The sequence below is a fragment of the Caballeronia sp. LZ029 genome, from assembly GCF_031451275.1.
Classification (GTDB): domain Bacteria; phylum Pseudomonadota; class Gammaproteobacteria; order Burkholderiales; family Burkholderiaceae; genus Caballeronia; species Caballeronia jiangsuensis.
In genome coordinates, this window is sequence record NZ_JARUXO010000004.1 from 745,118 (window position 1) to 759,662 (window position 14,545).

Below are 14,545 nucleotides of genomic sequence, written 5' to 3' on the forward strand. Positions count from 1 at the left end.
TTTGATAGAACGCATGTCTCGCACAAAGTTGCTTGCCCGGCTTCGCGCCATCTCCCCGACCGGACGTCCGTCCGGCGGTATCGATTTTCAGCGGTTCGCCGCGCCCGTGCTCACGGTCGTCATCTGCGTGCTGCTGCTGGTGGTCTTCCAGCATCTTTCGCGCTCGGTCGATTACAAGTCGGTGATCCACTCGCTGCGGCTGATGACGCCGCAAGCCTGGATGGCCGCGCTGTTCGCGACCGCGCTCAGCTTCGCCGCGCTCGTCGGGCGCGACGCGGTCGGGCTGCGTCACATCGGCGTCGCGGTGCCGCGCTCCCTGCTGTGGGTCGGCGCGACGGTCGGCTCGGCGCTCGGCAACGTGACGGGCTTCGGCGCCCTGACAGGCGGCGCCGTGCGCTGCCGCGTGTACGGCGCGGCCGAGGTCACGCCGGCGCAGGTCGGCCGTCTGACGATTTTCACGAGCGTCACGCTCGCGCTGTCCCTCGCATTCATGGCCGCCGCCGGCATGCTGTTCGGCGCAAGCACGCTCTCGGGCATGATGCACGTGCCGCCGGCCGTGCTGCGCGTCACCGGCGCGGCGCTTCTCGCCTTGTTCGTGGCGATGGTCATCGTCTGCGGCGCAGCGCCGCGCACGCTGCGTTCGCGCTGGACGTGGCTTTCGTTCACCGTGCCGGCGCGCCGCGATTTCGTCGCGCAGGCCGCGCTCGCGGTCGTCGATGTGCTCGGCGCCGGACTCGCGCTCTGGGCGCTCCTGCCGAACCCGCAAGTCGGCTTCGGCGAATTCATGACGGTTTTCTCGGCCGCGATGCTGCTTGGCATGATCGGCCATACGCCGGGCGGCGTCGGCGTGTTCGAGGCGGCGATGGTGTTCGCGCTCGGTAACAGCGCCCAGACGCCGGACGTGCTCGCCGCGCTGCTCGCGTATCGCGCGATCTATTTCGGCCTGCCGCTGATCCTTTCCGCCGGCGTGATGGCCGCGTTCGAAGGCCGCGCGCTCAAAGGCCGTTTCGGTCTGCTGAGCCCGCGTCACGTGTCGCAACTCGCACCGTTGTTCCTCTCGATCGTCACGTTCGCGGCGGGCTCGATGCTCGTCATCTCGGGCGCGACGCCCGCGTTCAAGATGCGTATCGCGCTGCTGCAGACCATCGTCCCGCTGTGGGTGCTGGAAAGCTCGCAATTGCTCGGCTCCGTGCTGGGCGTGCTGCTGCTCTTCGTTGCGCGCGGGCTGATGCGCCGGCTCGACGCCGCCTGGTGGCTCGCGCTGGTGCTGGCGGTCGCGAACCTCGCGCTGTCGCTCGCAAAGGGTCTCGCGTTCGTCGAAGTCGGCGTGCTCGCGTTCCTCGTCGTGCTGCTCGTTCTGACGCGCGAGCGCTTCAATCGCCGCTCGTCGCTCTTTGCCGAGCGCTTCACCGCGACGTGGCTGATTTCGATCGGCGTCGTGATGGCGTTCGCCGTGTGGATCATGCTCTTCGCCTTCCGCGACGTGCCGTACAGCGGCGATCTCTGGTGGCAGTTCGCCTTCGACGAGCGCGCCCCGCGTGCGCTGCGTGCCACGCTCGCGGCGGCAGTGTTCGCGTCGGCATTCGGCGTGTGGCAACTGCTGCGTCCGGCGGCGGGCCGCTTCGTGAAACCCGCGCCGCAGGATCTCGCCGATGCCGCGCGCATTTTCCGCGCGCAGGAACGCAGCGACGCCGGCCTCGCGATGATGGGCGACAAGAGCTTCCTCTTCTCCGAATCGCGCGAAGCTTTCCTGATGTACGCGAAGCATGGCCGCACGTGGGCCGCGCTGCACGATCCGGTCGGCCCGCGCCGCGAGTGGGCGGAGCTGATCCGCAAATTCGTCGAGCTCGCGCATGCGCACAACGGCCGCGCGGCGTTCTATCAGGTCCGCGCCGACGCGCTGCCGCTCTATCTCGATGCCGGCCTCACGCTGATGAAGCTCGGCGAGGAAGCGCACGTCGCGCTCTCCGAGTTCGATCTGAAGGGCTCGCACCGGTCGCATCTGCGCTATGCGTTGAAGCGCGGCGAGCGCGATGGCTTCGATACCGAAGTCATCGGCCCGGCGCATATCGCCGAAAGCATGCCGATGCTGCGCGCGATTTCCGACGACTGGCTCGAAAGCCGCTCCGCGCGCGAGAAGAGCTTCTCGGTCGCGGCGTTCAACGAGGAATACCTCGCGGCGCAGTCGGTGCTGCTCGTGCGCCAGCAGGGCGAGCCGGTCGCGTTCGTCACCTTCATGACGACCGACATGAACACCGAAGCGACCGTCGGCGTGATGCGCCATGTGTCGGCCGCGTCGCCTTACGCGATGGAGTACCTCTTCACCAAGCTCGCGCTGCATCTGAAGGAAGCGGGGTTCAAGTCGCTGTCGCTCGGTATCGCGCCGCTGTCGGGCATGGAACCGACGCCGCTGGCATCGCACTGGCATCGGCTCGCGGGGCTCGTCTGGCGTTTCGGCGGCCGTTTCTACAACTTCCGCGGACTGCGCGGATTCAAAAGCAAGTTCCAGCCGCGCTGGGAGCCGCGTTATCTGGCGGCGTCCGGTTCGGTCGGCGTATTTTTCACTTTGGCGGATCTTTCGCTCCTCGCGGGCGGTTGGCGTTCATGAAATTCCTTTGCAAGAAAGCGGCGGCGCTCGTGGTGGCCGCCGTCTGTGGTGCGTCGTTGTTCAACGCGGCGCATGCCGCCGAATCGATTTCCGGTGGACGTTACGGCCAGGTGACGCTCACGAAGCCCGCGGGCGGCATGACCGGCTTCGTCGTGCTGTTCTCCGAGAAAAGCGGCTGGACGCCGGCCGATCAGGAAGCCGCCGATGCGCTCGCCGCCAAGGGCGCGATGGTGATCGGCGTCGATACGCCCCGTTACGCCACGCGACTCGCGGCCGACAAGACCGAGAAGTCCTGCCATAACCTCGTCGGCGATGCGGAGAACATGAGCCATCAGCTCGAACGCACCGTGCAGTCGAATCATTATTTCTCGCCGATTCTGGTCGGCACGGGGCAGGGCGCGACCGTCGCGGAAAGCTCGCTGAAGCAGGCGCCCGACAACACCGTCGCGGGCGCCGTGTCGCTCGCGGCCGACGCGCAACTCGACGCACGCTTCAAACCGTGCCCGCCGGACCCGACCATCATCCACGCGAAGGGCTTGCCCGGCTTTATGGAGCGCACGGCGCTGCAACCGGGTCAGACGAAGGCCGCCGCGCTCGTTGCGATGACGGCGCCGCATCTGAAGAAGATCGAGCCCGCGACCGATAGCGACGTCTCCGATCTCCCGCTGATCGAACTGCGCGCCGCGCAACCGACCGATCTGCTCGCAATCGTCATTTCCGGCGACGGCGGCTGGCGCGATCTCGACAAGACGATGGCGCTCGCGCTGCAACGCGATGGCGTGTCGGTGATCGGCATCGACTCGCTGCGCTACTTCTGGAGCGAGAAGACGCCGCAGCAAACGGCCAATGACATCGCACGCGTGATCCGCGCTTATAACGCGCGCTGGCATACGAGCCATGTCGCGCTCGTCGGCTATTCGTTCGGCGCGGACGTGATGCCGTTCGCGTACAACCGTCTGCCGGACGCGGTGCGCGAGCAGGTGTCGTATATCTCGCTGATGGGATTCTCGCCCGACGCGGATTTTCAGATCCGCGTCACGGGCTGGCTCGGCATGCACGCGAGCGAAAAGGCGCTCAAGGTGCGGCCGGAATTCAACAAGCTGCCGCCGTCGATGGTGCAATGCATTTACGGCGAGAAGGAAGAGGACACGTTGTGTCCGCAACTGACGAAGACCGGTATCGAAGTGGTGAAGCTGCCCGGCGATCATCACTTCGGCGGTGACTACGACGCGCTCGCGCGGCGCATTCTCGCGGGCTGGCGCAAGCAGATCGCGGCGCGGCAGGGATAGTTCTCACACACGCCTTCATCTGGCCGCTCGATCGTCCGATCGAGCGGCCTGTCAAACGCCACGTTCAATCAACGTGCGCGACCCGCATCACAACCTCATTTGAGCGGTCCGAGAAAATCCCGCTTGCCGATCGGCGCGCCGAGGTGGCGCAGGATGTCGTGCGTCGTGACGACGTGAAAGTAGAAGTTCGGCAGCCCGAAGCCGAACAGATAATCGTCGCCCGAAAACGACGGCGAAAAGTCCGGAAACTTCAGCGTGACGGTGCGCGTCTCGCAGCCGGCAAACGAAGCCTTGTCGATGCTCTTCAGGAACGCGATCGTCTTCTCGATGCGCGCCTGCAGCGTCGGAAAACTGTCTTCGTCGTCCTCGAAACGCGGCGCTTCGACGCCGGAAAGACGCGCCGCCGACAGCTTCGCCGTATCGCTCGCGCGTTGAATCTGGGCGGCGAGCGGCAGCATGTCGGGGGCGAGGCGCGCGTTGATCACGTCGGCGTGGGCGAGGCCTTTTTCATCGGCGAAGGCGGCGCCTTTCTTCAGCAGATCCGCGCATACCTCGAGTCCGCGGATGAAGACGGGAATCGATGCGCGATACATCGTGAGAGACATGGAATTGTTCTCCTTGAGTTCTGGTTTCTACAGCGACAGGGGACACAAGCATAGCGCCGCGCACATTTGCCTGCTCGAACCGGCCGGAACGATTCACCGTGCGGCACGCCGCGCTTCCCACGCGCGCAGTTCCGCCTCATAGCGCTCCAGTTCCTGTTGATACATGTCGAAGACGCACGGACTACAGCCGCTCTGGCAGCAGTCTTCCGGCAACGGACGCTCGGGCGGCATCGGGCGCGGATCAGCGGGGCGACTGGACGTATCGTTCATCGCTTCATTGTGCATCGGCAACGCCTGACGGACGCGAGCGGCTAAACTTTGGCGGCGAATCGCGCTGCCCGCAATGCGATACTGCGCGCGGGGCGTCGATGCGCCCGTCATCACGTCGATCGGACCGGGGGACTCACGCGATGAATCACTTCGTCAGCCTTGCGATCTCCGGCGCGCTTCTGAGCGCGTTGCTGGCCGGCTGCGTCGCGCCGCCGGAAACGTCGGTCGGACCCGGCCAGACGAATCCGGTCGCGCAGAGCAACTGGAGCGCCGAGATCCGCCGCACGCAGGATGGCATTCCGCATATTCGCGCCGCCGATTGGGGCAGTCTCGGCTTCGGATTCGGCTATGCGCAGGCGCAGGACAACCTGTGCACGCTCGCGGATGGCTTCGTCACGTATCGCGGCGAGCGATCGGCGTGGTTCGGCCCGGATGCGCGCCCGCCAGCCACCGCGACCTTCGGCCAGCCGCGCAATATCGACGCGGATTTCTTCTTTCGTCTGGTCGGCGATCATGCGGCCGTCGAGCGTTCCCGTCAGGCGCAGCCCGCCGAGCTGCGCAATCTGATCGACGGTTTCGCGAACGGCTACAACCGCTATCTCGCCGATCTGAACGCCGGCAGCTTTCCGAACGCGCACGCGGCGTGCCGCGGCAAGCCGTGGGTCGACAAGATCAGCGCCGACGACATCTACCTGCGCCTGATCGCGGCCAATCTCGCGAGCGGCTCAGCGCGTTTCGTGACGCCAATCGCGATGGCGCATCCACCGAAACCGGCCACGACTGCGCCGCGCAGCGACAGCGATTCGCCCGCCGCATCGGACACCGCGCAAACCGCGCTCGAATCGTTGCGCTTTTCCATCGGCGAGAATCCGGGCATCGGCAGCAACGCGCTCGCGTTCGGCGCGCCGATCACGCGCGACAAACGCAGCATCCTGTTCGGCAATCCGCACTGGTTCTGGCGCGGCCCCGACCGTTTCTATCAGGCGCAACTGACGATTCCCGGCCAGTTGAACGTGGCGGGCGTGTCGTTTCTCGGCGTGCCGCTGATCGTGCTCGGCTTCAACGAGAACATCGCGTGGACACACACGGTGTCGAGCGCGCGTCGCTTCGGCATCTTCCAGTTGACGCTCGATCCCGCCGATCCGACGCGTTATCTCGTCGATGGCCATAGCGAAGCGATGACGCCCGTGCCGCTCACGGTGCGCTCGCGCCGCGCCGACGGCACCTATGAATCGGTGTCGCGCACGCTGTACGGGACGCGCTTCGGCCCGGTGGTCGATTTGTCGCCGATGGCGCAGGGACTCGGCTGGAGCGCACAGCGCGCCTACGCCCTCGCCGACGTGAACATCGACAACACGCGCTCGTTCCAGAACTTCTTCGCGTGGAATCAGGCGCGCTCGCTCGCCGATTTCATGGCGATCCAGAAGCGCTACGCCGCGATGCCGTGGGCGAACACCTTCGCGATCGGGCGCGGCGACGACCGGGTCTGGTTCGCCGATATCGGCCCGATCCCGAACGTGCCCGACGCGCTCGCGGAATCGTGCACGACACCGGCCGGCCGCGCGTTCGCGGCTCGCGTGCCGGGCGTGCCGTTTCTCGATGGCTCGAAGAGCGCGTGCGCATGGCGCGTCGATCCGGCGAGCGTGCAGTCGGGCACGCTGAGCGTCGAACAACTGCCGACGGCGACGCGCGGCGACTACGTCGGCAATTTCAACGACAGCTACTGGCTCACCAATGCGAATGCGCCAATGTCGGGCTATCCGCGCATCGCGGGCGCGACCGGCGTCGAGCAGTCGCTGCGCACGCGTTACGGGCATCTGCTCGCCGCGCGCCTGCAACGCGAGCGCGGCGGCGTAACACGCGAGGCGCTCGAATCGGCCGTGCTGGAGACGAACTCGATGTCCGAGCGGCTCTTCCGCAAGCCGCTGCTCGATGTCGTCTGTACGGTCAACGAAGCCGTCGGCCCGCTGCACGAGGCCTGCGAGGTCCTGCGCAACTGGAACGGCACCGCGGATATCGATGCGCGCGGCGCGAATCTCTGGGACGAGTTCTGGCTGCGCGCGACGCGTATCGCGCCGGAGCGCCTGTATGAATCGGGCTTCGATCCGAACAAGCCGCTCGCGACGCCGGCAGGCTTCAATGCCGACAATCCCGCGGTGATTCAGGACTTGCGCCAGGCGCTCGGAGGCGCGGCGCTCGCGCTGAAGCTGAACGGCTTCGCGCTCGATTCGCGGCGCGGCGACATTCTCTACACGACACGGAACGGCGCGCGCGTGCCGCTCTACGGCGGCTGCGACGAGGAGGGTTACTTCACGATCGTCTGCGCGCGTCGTCCGCTCGACGCGAAGGGTTATCCGATGGACATCGCCGGCCAGGGCGACAGCTACGTGCAGGTCGTCACCTTCGGCGAGAACGGCGTGGAAGCCGACACCATGCTCTCGCACGCCGAATCCGACGATCCGGCCTCGCCGCACTCGGGCGACGCCACGCGCGCGTTTGCGGCGAAGCGCTGGTTGCGCTTCCCGTTTTCCGATCAGGCGATCGATTCCGATCCGGCCGCGACGCGCGTCGTCGTTTCGGGAACGCGCGATGGCGCAGCGGGCGCGCCCGCGCGCTAAAAAATCACGCAAAAGGGGCATACACGCGCCGCGGCCGCGCCAGCCGGGGGCAAAACGCGTCTATCATTGAAGTTTGTCTCGAATGGAAACACGGTCATGACTATCGGCGAAAGCACGCAACACGACGAAACGGTACGGCTCGATTCCGCCGCGCTGCGCGAGTTCGTGGAGCGCAAATGGAACGACGAAATCGTGCCCGCGCTGACCGACTACATCGCCGTGCCCGCGAAGAGCCCGATGTTCGACAGCGACTGGGCGCGCCACGGCTTCATCGAGCGCGTGGTCACGGACGCGGTCGACTGGATCAAAACGCAGCCGGTGAAAGGTCTGACGGTCGAGATCGTGCGCCTGCCCGGGCGCACGCCGGTCATTTTCTTCGAAACGCCCGCCACGCGTAGCGGCAGCAACGAGACGGTCGTGCTGTATGGCCATCTGGACAAGCAGCCGGAGTTCGAAGGCTGGCGCAGCGATCTCGGTCCGTGGACGCCGAAGCTCGAAGACGACAAGCTCTACGGCCGCGGCGGCGCTGACGACGGCTATGCGACCTACGCCAGCATCACCGCGCTCGCGGCGCTGGATGCGCAGGGCGTCGAGCGGCCGCGTTGCGTGGGCATCATCGAGACGTGCGAGGAATCGGGCAGCTACGATCTCCTGCCTTACATCGACGCATTGCGCGACCGGCTCGGCGACGTCGGTCTCGTGATTTGTCTCGATTCCGGCGCGGGCAACTACGACCAACTGTGGCTCACGACGTCGCTACGTGGTCTCGTCGCGGGCGATCTCGAAGTGCAGGTGCTGGAAGAGGGTATTCACTCGGGCGGCTACGGCGGCATCGCGCCTTCGACGTTCCGTATCATGCGGCAACTGTTCGAGCGCCTCGAAGATTCGGGCACCGGCAATCTGCTGCCGGAAGGCTTTCACTGTCCGATTCCGATGCTGCGCCGGCGCGAAGCCGAAATGACCGCGCGCATCCTCGGTGACGATGTCTGGAAGAAGCTGCCGTGGAGCTGCGGCGCGGACGGTGGCAGCGTTCTGCCGACGACCACCGATCCTCGCGAAGCGCTTCTCAATTCCACCTGGCGTCCGTCGCTCACGGTGACGGGCGCATCGGGCCTGCCGCCGCTCGCGGATGCCGGCAACGTGCTCGCACCGCGCACGGCGTTCAAGCTGTCGCTGCGTTTGCCGCCGCTCGTCGATGCGGCGAGGGCGGTCGTGCATTTGCAGCGGCTGCTCGAAATGGATCCGCCATACAACGCCAAGGTGACGTTCAAGCCCGAAGCGGGCGCCGCAACGGGCTGGAATGCGCCGGACCTGGCGCCCTGGCTGCGTTCGTCGCTGAACGAGGCGTCGAAACGTCACTTCGGCGCGGATGTCGCGTACATCGGGCAGGGCGGAACGATTCCGCTGATGAACACGCTGAAGGAAGGATTTCCGCGTTCGCAGTTCATGGTGTGCGGCGTGCTCGGCCCGAAATCGAACGCGCACGGCCCGAACGAATTCCTGCACGTTCCGTATGCGAAGAGGCTGACCGCGTCGGTCGCGGAAGTGATTGCGGCTGCGCCCTGAGCATCAATCGCCGGTCGAAGTCATGGAAAGCCCGGTTCGCCCGGGCTTTTTTGCGCGCGTTTTCAGCGATTTTGTAAAAACAAACTGGTAAGGCCAGTTGATCGTCTGTAAAGTGATAGGCCCACGCGCGTTTCGACAATCGAACGCGCGAGCCATCAACTACGGAGACGAGTGCCGCAATGAATGCATCCCCCACGTCCACCCCTTCCGCCACCGAACAGCGCATCGCCGCCGACACGCTGCACGCTTATGTCCGCGCGATCTGGGAATCAGCCGGCAGCGCGCCGCGCGAGGCGGAACTGGTTGCGGATCATCTCGTGATGTCGAATCTGTCGGGTCACGATTCGCACGGCGTGGGAATGATCCCGCGTTACGTCGCGTCGCTCGGCGAGGGCCAGTTGAAGCTCAACACGCACGCGGAAATCGTGCGCGATGCCGGCGCGGTGCTGACCATCGACGGCCGCAAGGGCTTCGGGCAAGTGGTCGCCTACGAAGCGATGGAGCATGGCATCGAGCGCGCGAAAAAGCTCGGCGTGTGCGCGGTGGGCTTGCGCAATGCGCATCACATCGGGCGTATCGGCCATTGGGCGGAGCAGTGCGCGAAGGCGGGCCTCGTGTCGTTTCATTTCGTGAACGTCGCCGGCGATCCGCTCGTCGCGCCCTTCGGCGGCATCGACCGGCGTTTCGGCACGAATCCGTTCTGCGCGGCCTATCCGCGCGACGGCAAAAGCCCGCTCGTGCTCGACTTCGCGACGGCCGGCATCGCTTACGGCAAGACGCGGGTCGCGTACAACAAGGGCGTGAAGGTCGCGCCGGGCATGCTGCTCGATCACGAAGGCAAGCCGACCATCGAGCCGAAGGTGATGCACGAAGAGCCCTTCGGCTCGCTGACGGCGTTCGGGCTGCACAAGGGATCGGGCCTCGCCGCGCTGTGCGAGATCTTCGGCGGGGCGCTCTCGGGCGGCTATACGACGCACGAGGAGACGCTGGAGAAGTCGAGCGCGATCATCAACTGCATGACCTCGGTGATTGTCGATCCGAATGCCTTCGATGCGCCCGCCGCGCAGGCCGAAGCCGAAGCGTTCCTCGAATGGATGAAGGCCTCGCCGCGCGCCGAGGGCATCGACGCGATCTACGCGCCGGGCGAGCCGGAAGACGCGCGTCGCGCGGATCGCACGGCGAACGGCATCGCGATCGATCCGACGACATGGAAGCAGATCCGCGATTCGGCGACGAAATCGGGCATGCCGGAAGCGGAAATCGAGAAGTTTGCGGCAGCGTTGAAGTAACCCACGAAGTCACCTGCGCGGCAAATTGGTCAAGCCAGTTTGCCGCGCGACTCGCGATTCGCGATCAGCGGACCATCTCCTTTTCGATCCACTCGATAACAGATGTGCGCTTCGGCTGCCAGCCGAGCACCTCGCGCGTGCGCTTGCTGCGCACGCGGCTGTTCGAGCCGAGGCCGTACGACGCCATTTCGTAACCCCATTCCTCGATCGCTTCTTCGAGCGGCCAGTCTTCCGGGCCGCGCAGATCGAGCGCGCGCACCATCGCGGTGGTCATGTCGCGAAACTGCGATTCGCCGCTTTCGACGAAGTAGAACGTGCCCGCCGGCGATTTTTCGAGCGCCAGCCGGTAGATATCGACGACATCGTCGATATGCACGTTCGACCAGATGTTCAGACCGCGCCCGACGTGACGCACAATGCCGCTCTTCTTCGCCTGACGCTCCAGCCGCGGCAATTGCACGCTCGTCGCATTCGGCACGGCGCCGTGGCCGTAGATCAGCGTGTTGCAGAGCACGGCCGAGCGCACGCCGCGTTTGGCGGCGTCGACCACGAGCGTGTCGATCGCCACGCGCGGCGCCTTGTCGGGCGTCGGTGCGGGCAGGTCGTCCTCGGAGTAGATTTTGTCCGATGCCTCGCCACCCGACGCATCGCCGACGATGCTCGATCCGCTCGTATGCAGGAACGGCTTGTTCGTGCCTTCGAGCGCGCCGATCAGCGTCTCGACCGCGGCGCGATGATCGCTGCTCGCCGCGTTGATCACTGCATCGGCGGCACGCGCTTCGGTGGCCAGCAAGTCCGTGTCATCCAGACTGCCGATCACCGGTTCGATATTCAGGCGCTTCAGGTCGTCGGCCTGTTCCGCGCGCCGGATGAGCCCGCGCACGCGATGACCGTCGCGCGCGAGTCCCGCCGCGATCGAGCCGCCGATAAAGCCGCCCGCGCCAGTGATGAAGATGTTCATGTCCGTGCTCCGTTGATGTTCAAACTACGATGAGCACAGTATGAGCCGCTTCGACTTTCGCAAAAACGGTGATAGTCTCAAATGAAACTTGACTCGAAATCAACAATCCACGCGACCGCGTTTCACTAAACCCGAACCGACGATGCCACCGATCGAAACCATCAACGCTCCCGGTCTGCCGATTCCGCCGGGACACTACAGCCACGCGACGCGCGCCGGCAACCTCGTCTGCGTGTCCGGCCAGTTGCCGATCCGCCCGGACGGCACGCATACCGGCGACCTGCCGTTCGAAGAGCAGGCCGAGCAGACCCTGTCCAATCTGCGCACCGTGCTCGAAGCGGCGGGCGCGAGTCTCACGGACTGCATCGAAGTGACCGTGTATCTCGTCGGCGTCGAACACTGGAAGGCGTTCAACGAGATCTACGCGCGCCACTTCGGCGCGTGGAAGCCGGCGCGCGCCGTCGTGCCGGTCGGCGCGCTGCACTATGGCTATTTGCTGGAGATCTCCGCGCGCGCCTGGATCGAGCGCGGCTAGCCGTCACGCGAGGTCCAGCGGTTTCGTCAGGTCGCCGAGCGGCGTCTGGCCGCTCGCGGCGAACGCGCGATCCCGCGCGGCGACGCCGTCGAGCGGTGGCAGATCGTGCACGCGCGAGATGAAGCGCAGGATCGAGTTCGTGTCATACACGGTGTGATCGACGTAGCCCTTCTTCGCGAACGGCGAGATCACGAGCGCCGGAATGCGCGAGCCCGGACCCCAGCGATCGCCCTTCGGCGGCGAGACGTGGTCCCACCAGCCGCCGTTCTCGTCGACGGTGACGATCACCACCGTGTTGTCCCACTGCGGCCCGCGCCGGATGTGCTCGATCACGTTCGAGATATGCCGGTCGCCGGACGCGACGTCCGCATAGCCCGCGTGCATGTTGAGATTGCCTTGCGGTTTGTAGAACGTGACGGCGGGCAGCCGGCCCGCGTCGATGTCGGCGAGCAGCTTGTTCGTCGATGGATCGTCGCCCAGGCCCGCGTCGCGCAGATGCTGCACGCGCGCCGCGCTGCCCGGCGCGTAGTTCGCGAAGTAATTGAACGGCTGATGGTGATATTGAAAATCCGGCACCATGCCGGTATCGCGATGCTCTAGCGCGTATTGCCAGGCGCCGCTGTACCACGCCCAGTCGATATTCTTGTCCGACAGACGGTCGCCGATGGTCGCGTAGGTCTGCGGCGGCAGCACGAGCGCGTTCGACCGGTCCGCGTAACGCGGATCGCCGCCTTGCGGAGGCGGCACATTGCTCGGCTGATAGGGCGGAAACATGGTGTTGACCGCGTAACCGTCGGCGGTGAGGGCGCCGTCGCGCACGAACTTCGGCGGCCCTTCGAGCGCGGATTTCGGTGAATCCGGCGCAAGTTTCAGACGCGAGCCCGTGGGATCGTCGCCTTCGATGACCGCGAGCAGCTTGGCGGCCGGACTGCCTTTGACATCCGGATAGAAGGGCGCCTGCGCGGAAATCAGGAAAATATGGTTCAGCCATGAGCCGCCGAACGCCGACATGAAGAAGTTATCGCAGAGCGTGTATTGCTGCGCGAGCCCCCACAGCCTTAGCGTGTCAGGCGAGTTCTGGTAGTGGCCCATCACTAGACCGCCCGAGTCGCCCCACGCCGCGAACTGATTGTTGCGGCCAGCGTTGATCTGCATCTGGTTCTGATAGAACCGGTGCACCAGATCCCGCGTGATGACCGAATTGGGGAGCGGCGCGCCGCTCGCGTCCATGATCTGGAAGGGCGCGTTGCTCAGATCGGTGATCTGCTGCTCGGTGATCGCGAAGCGCTTGCCGCCCACTTCCTGCGCCTGCGGCACGAGCCCGCCCCAGATTTTCGGCAGCGTGGGCATGGGCGTGAGGCCGTCGCGATCGAGTTGCGTGTAATGCGATGCGGGCACGGCCGAGAGCGGATATTGCACGCCCGGATAGTTGCCGTAGAGATTCGTGAAGCTGCGGTTCTCCGCGTAGATCACGACGATGTGCTGAACCTTCGCCGCGAGCGTACGGTCGAGCGCGACATCGGCTGCGGTTTTCGGGGTGGTCGGCTTGTTTTCGAACAGATTGCATCCGCCGAGCGACAGCCCCGCGAGACCTACCCCCGCCGCAAGCAGCCGCCGCCGGGCGGGGTCCGCTGGTGCGTCGCCGGCTGGCGTGTCAATGCTGGAGGGAAGCTCATGCTGCGGATGGTCCTTCTCATTCATCGCCTGACTCCTCGTGAACATGCGGTGCACGTCCGATGACGCGCGCCTGCATTATCGACGCCGAAAGATGACGCGCCCATTACCCGGCGCCCCGACTTTGCCGCGTTGCTACGCGCGGCTCAACTGAGTGGGGATGATGCCGTATCGCCCCGCCGCGCGAAACCCGGCCGAACGGCATAGGCAAAAAACAGCAATGTCGTGCGAATCGGCCTATGTCTTTCAGCCGACTGGAAAGCGCGAACGAGCGTGACTAACATCAACTGAATACGAGCTTTGCTCCGACAAGAACGAGCGTCGCGGCGAGCACGTGGCGCAGCAGCGCTTCCGGCGCCCTGGAGGACAGCATGCTGCCGATGGCAATGCCCGGAATCGAACCCACGAGGAGCGAGGCGAGCAGGTTCCAGTCGACCGAGCCGAGCATCCAGTGGCCAGCGCCGGCAATCAAGGTGAGCGGCACGGCGTGCGCCACGTCGGAGCCGACTATGCGAACCGTCGCGAGACGCGGATACAACAGGAGCAGCACGGTCACGCCGATCGCGCCCGCGCCCACGGACGTGATCGAAACCAGCACGCCGAGAATCGCGCCGGTGAAAACCGTCCAGGCGGCGGTGCGCACGGGGTGTTCGGGGCGGCCATGTCCTTTCTTGTACGCGAAGCGCGCGAGCTGCGGCCGAAAGACCAGCGAAATAGCGGTGATGAGGAGCGCCGTGCCGAGTATCAACTGGATGAGCCGCGCGGTGCCGGGCGACGCAATGCCGTGCGAGTGCAGGAAAAACAGCGTGATCGCGGCCGCCGGCACGCTGCCCGCCGCGAGACGGCCGGTGATGCGCCAGTCGACCGAGCCCTTGATGCCGTGCACGAGCGTACCGGCGGTCTTGGTCGCGGCCGCGTACAGCAGGTCGGTGCCGACAGCGGTCGCCGGATGGATGCCGAACAGCAGGACGAGCAGCGGCGTCATCAGAGAGCCGCCGCCCACACCCGTCAGGCCAACCAGGAAGCCAACCGCCAGCCCTGAGGCAGAATAAAGTAAGTCGATATGCGGAAATGACATTGCGCGCGGAGAACCCGTCAGGCGTGGTTGGGTCGAAAAACCGTCGATGATA

The 14,545-nt window shown here is 65.6% G+C and carries 11 protein-coding genes; 6 read left to right on the plus strand and 5 right to left on the minus strand.

The features are described 5' to 3' along the window. Window positions 1-13 precede the first annotated feature (13 nt). Window positions 14-2,608, plus strand: a complete 2,595-nt coding sequence (gene mprF, locus QCE73_RS29405; protein ID WP_309884694.1) for a bifunctional lysylphosphatidylglycerol flippase/synthetase MprF — start codon at window positions 14-16, stop codon at window positions 2,606-2,608. Further along, on the plus strand, window positions 2,605-3,897 hold the full coding sequence (locus QCE73_RS29410) for an AcvB/VirJ family lysyl-phosphatidylglycerol hydrolase (RefSeq protein WP_309884695.1): 1,293 nt from the start codon (window positions 2,605-2,607) through the stop codon (window positions 3,895-3,897). Before mprF ends, QCE73_RS29410 begins: the two co-directional genes overlap by 4 nt. Window positions 3,898-3,992: 95 nt before the next feature. On the opposite strand, the gene QCE73_RS29415 is transcribed toward QCE73_RS29410, so the two are convergent. Next, the gene (locus QCE73_RS29415; protein ID WP_035501953.1) at window positions 3,993-4,502 is read right to left on the minus strand and encodes a DUF1993 family protein; all 510 of its coding nucleotides are present in this window, start codon (window positions 4,500-4,502) and stop codon (window positions 3,993-3,995) included. A 93-nt stretch (window positions 4,503-4,595) separates the two neighbouring features. Next, entirely contained in the window at window positions 4,596-4,787 is a 192-nt protein-coding gene (locus tag QCE73_RS29420) for an oxidoreductase-like domain-containing protein (RefSeq protein ID WP_309884696.1), read from the minus strand. 125 nt (window positions 4,788-4,912) lie between these two features. Here QCE73_RS29420 and QCE73_RS29425 point away from each other — a divergent pair, with 125 nt between their 5' ends. The 3 genes from QCE73_RS29425 to QCE73_RS29435 all read left to right on the plus strand — a co-directional run bounded on the left by QCE73_RS29425 (window position 4,913) and on the right by QCE73_RS29435 (window position 10,245). Beyond that, window positions 4,913-7,390 (plus strand): penicillin acylase family protein, encoded by a 2,478-nt coding sequence (locus tag QCE73_RS29425; RefSeq protein ID WP_309884697.1) that lies wholly within the window; start codon window positions 4,913-4,915, stop codon window positions 7,388-7,390. A gap of 96 nt (window positions 7,391-7,486) precedes the next feature. After that, entirely contained in the window at window positions 7,487-8,956 is a 1,470-nt protein-coding gene (locus QCE73_RS29430; RefSeq protein WP_309884698.1) for a M20 family metallopeptidase, read from the plus strand. A gap of 179 nt (window positions 8,957-9,135) precedes the next feature. After that, window positions 9,136-10,245 carry a malate/lactate/ureidoglycolate dehydrogenase gene (locus tag QCE73_RS29435; RefSeq protein WP_309884699.1) on the plus strand — a complete coding sequence of 370 codons (1,110 nt, stop codon included), beginning with the start codon at window positions 9,136-9,138 and terminating at the stop codon, window positions 10,243-10,245. Between the two features lie 64 nt (window positions 10,246-10,309). Here QCE73_RS29435 and QCE73_RS29440 read toward each other — a convergent pair whose 3' ends face one another. Next, complete coding sequence (locus QCE73_RS29440) at window positions 10,310-11,206, minus strand: NAD-dependent epimerase/dehydratase family protein (RefSeq protein WP_309884700.1); 897 nt, start codon at window positions 11,204-11,206, stop codon at window positions 10,310-10,312. A 142-nt stretch (window positions 11,207-11,348) separates the two neighbouring features. Between QCE73_RS29440 and QCE73_RS29445 the strand changes: the two genes are divergently transcribed. Continuing rightward, the gene (locus QCE73_RS29445) at window positions 11,349-11,741 is read left to right on the plus strand and encodes a RidA family protein (protein WP_309884701.1); all 393 of its coding nucleotides are present in this window, start codon (window positions 11,349-11,351) and stop codon (window positions 11,739-11,741) included. A gap of 3 nt (window positions 11,742-11,744) precedes the next feature. Here QCE73_RS29445 and QCE73_RS29450 read toward each other — a convergent pair whose 3' ends face one another. Together QCE73_RS29450 and QCE73_RS29455 are read right to left on the minus strand one after the other, a co-directional pair. Then, window positions 11,745-13,442: an acid phosphatase gene (locus QCE73_RS29450; protein WP_309884702.1), complete on the minus strand. Its 1,698-nt coding sequence runs from the start codon at window positions 13,440-13,442 to the stop codon at window positions 11,745-11,747. 256 nt (window positions 13,443-13,698) lie between these two features. Beyond that, complete coding sequence (locus QCE73_RS29455; RefSeq protein WP_035501945.1) at window positions 13,699-14,493, minus strand: sulfite exporter TauE/SafE family protein; 795 nt, start codon at window positions 14,491-14,493, stop codon at window positions 13,699-13,701. Between the last annotated feature and the right edge of the window lie 52 nt (window positions 14,494-14,545).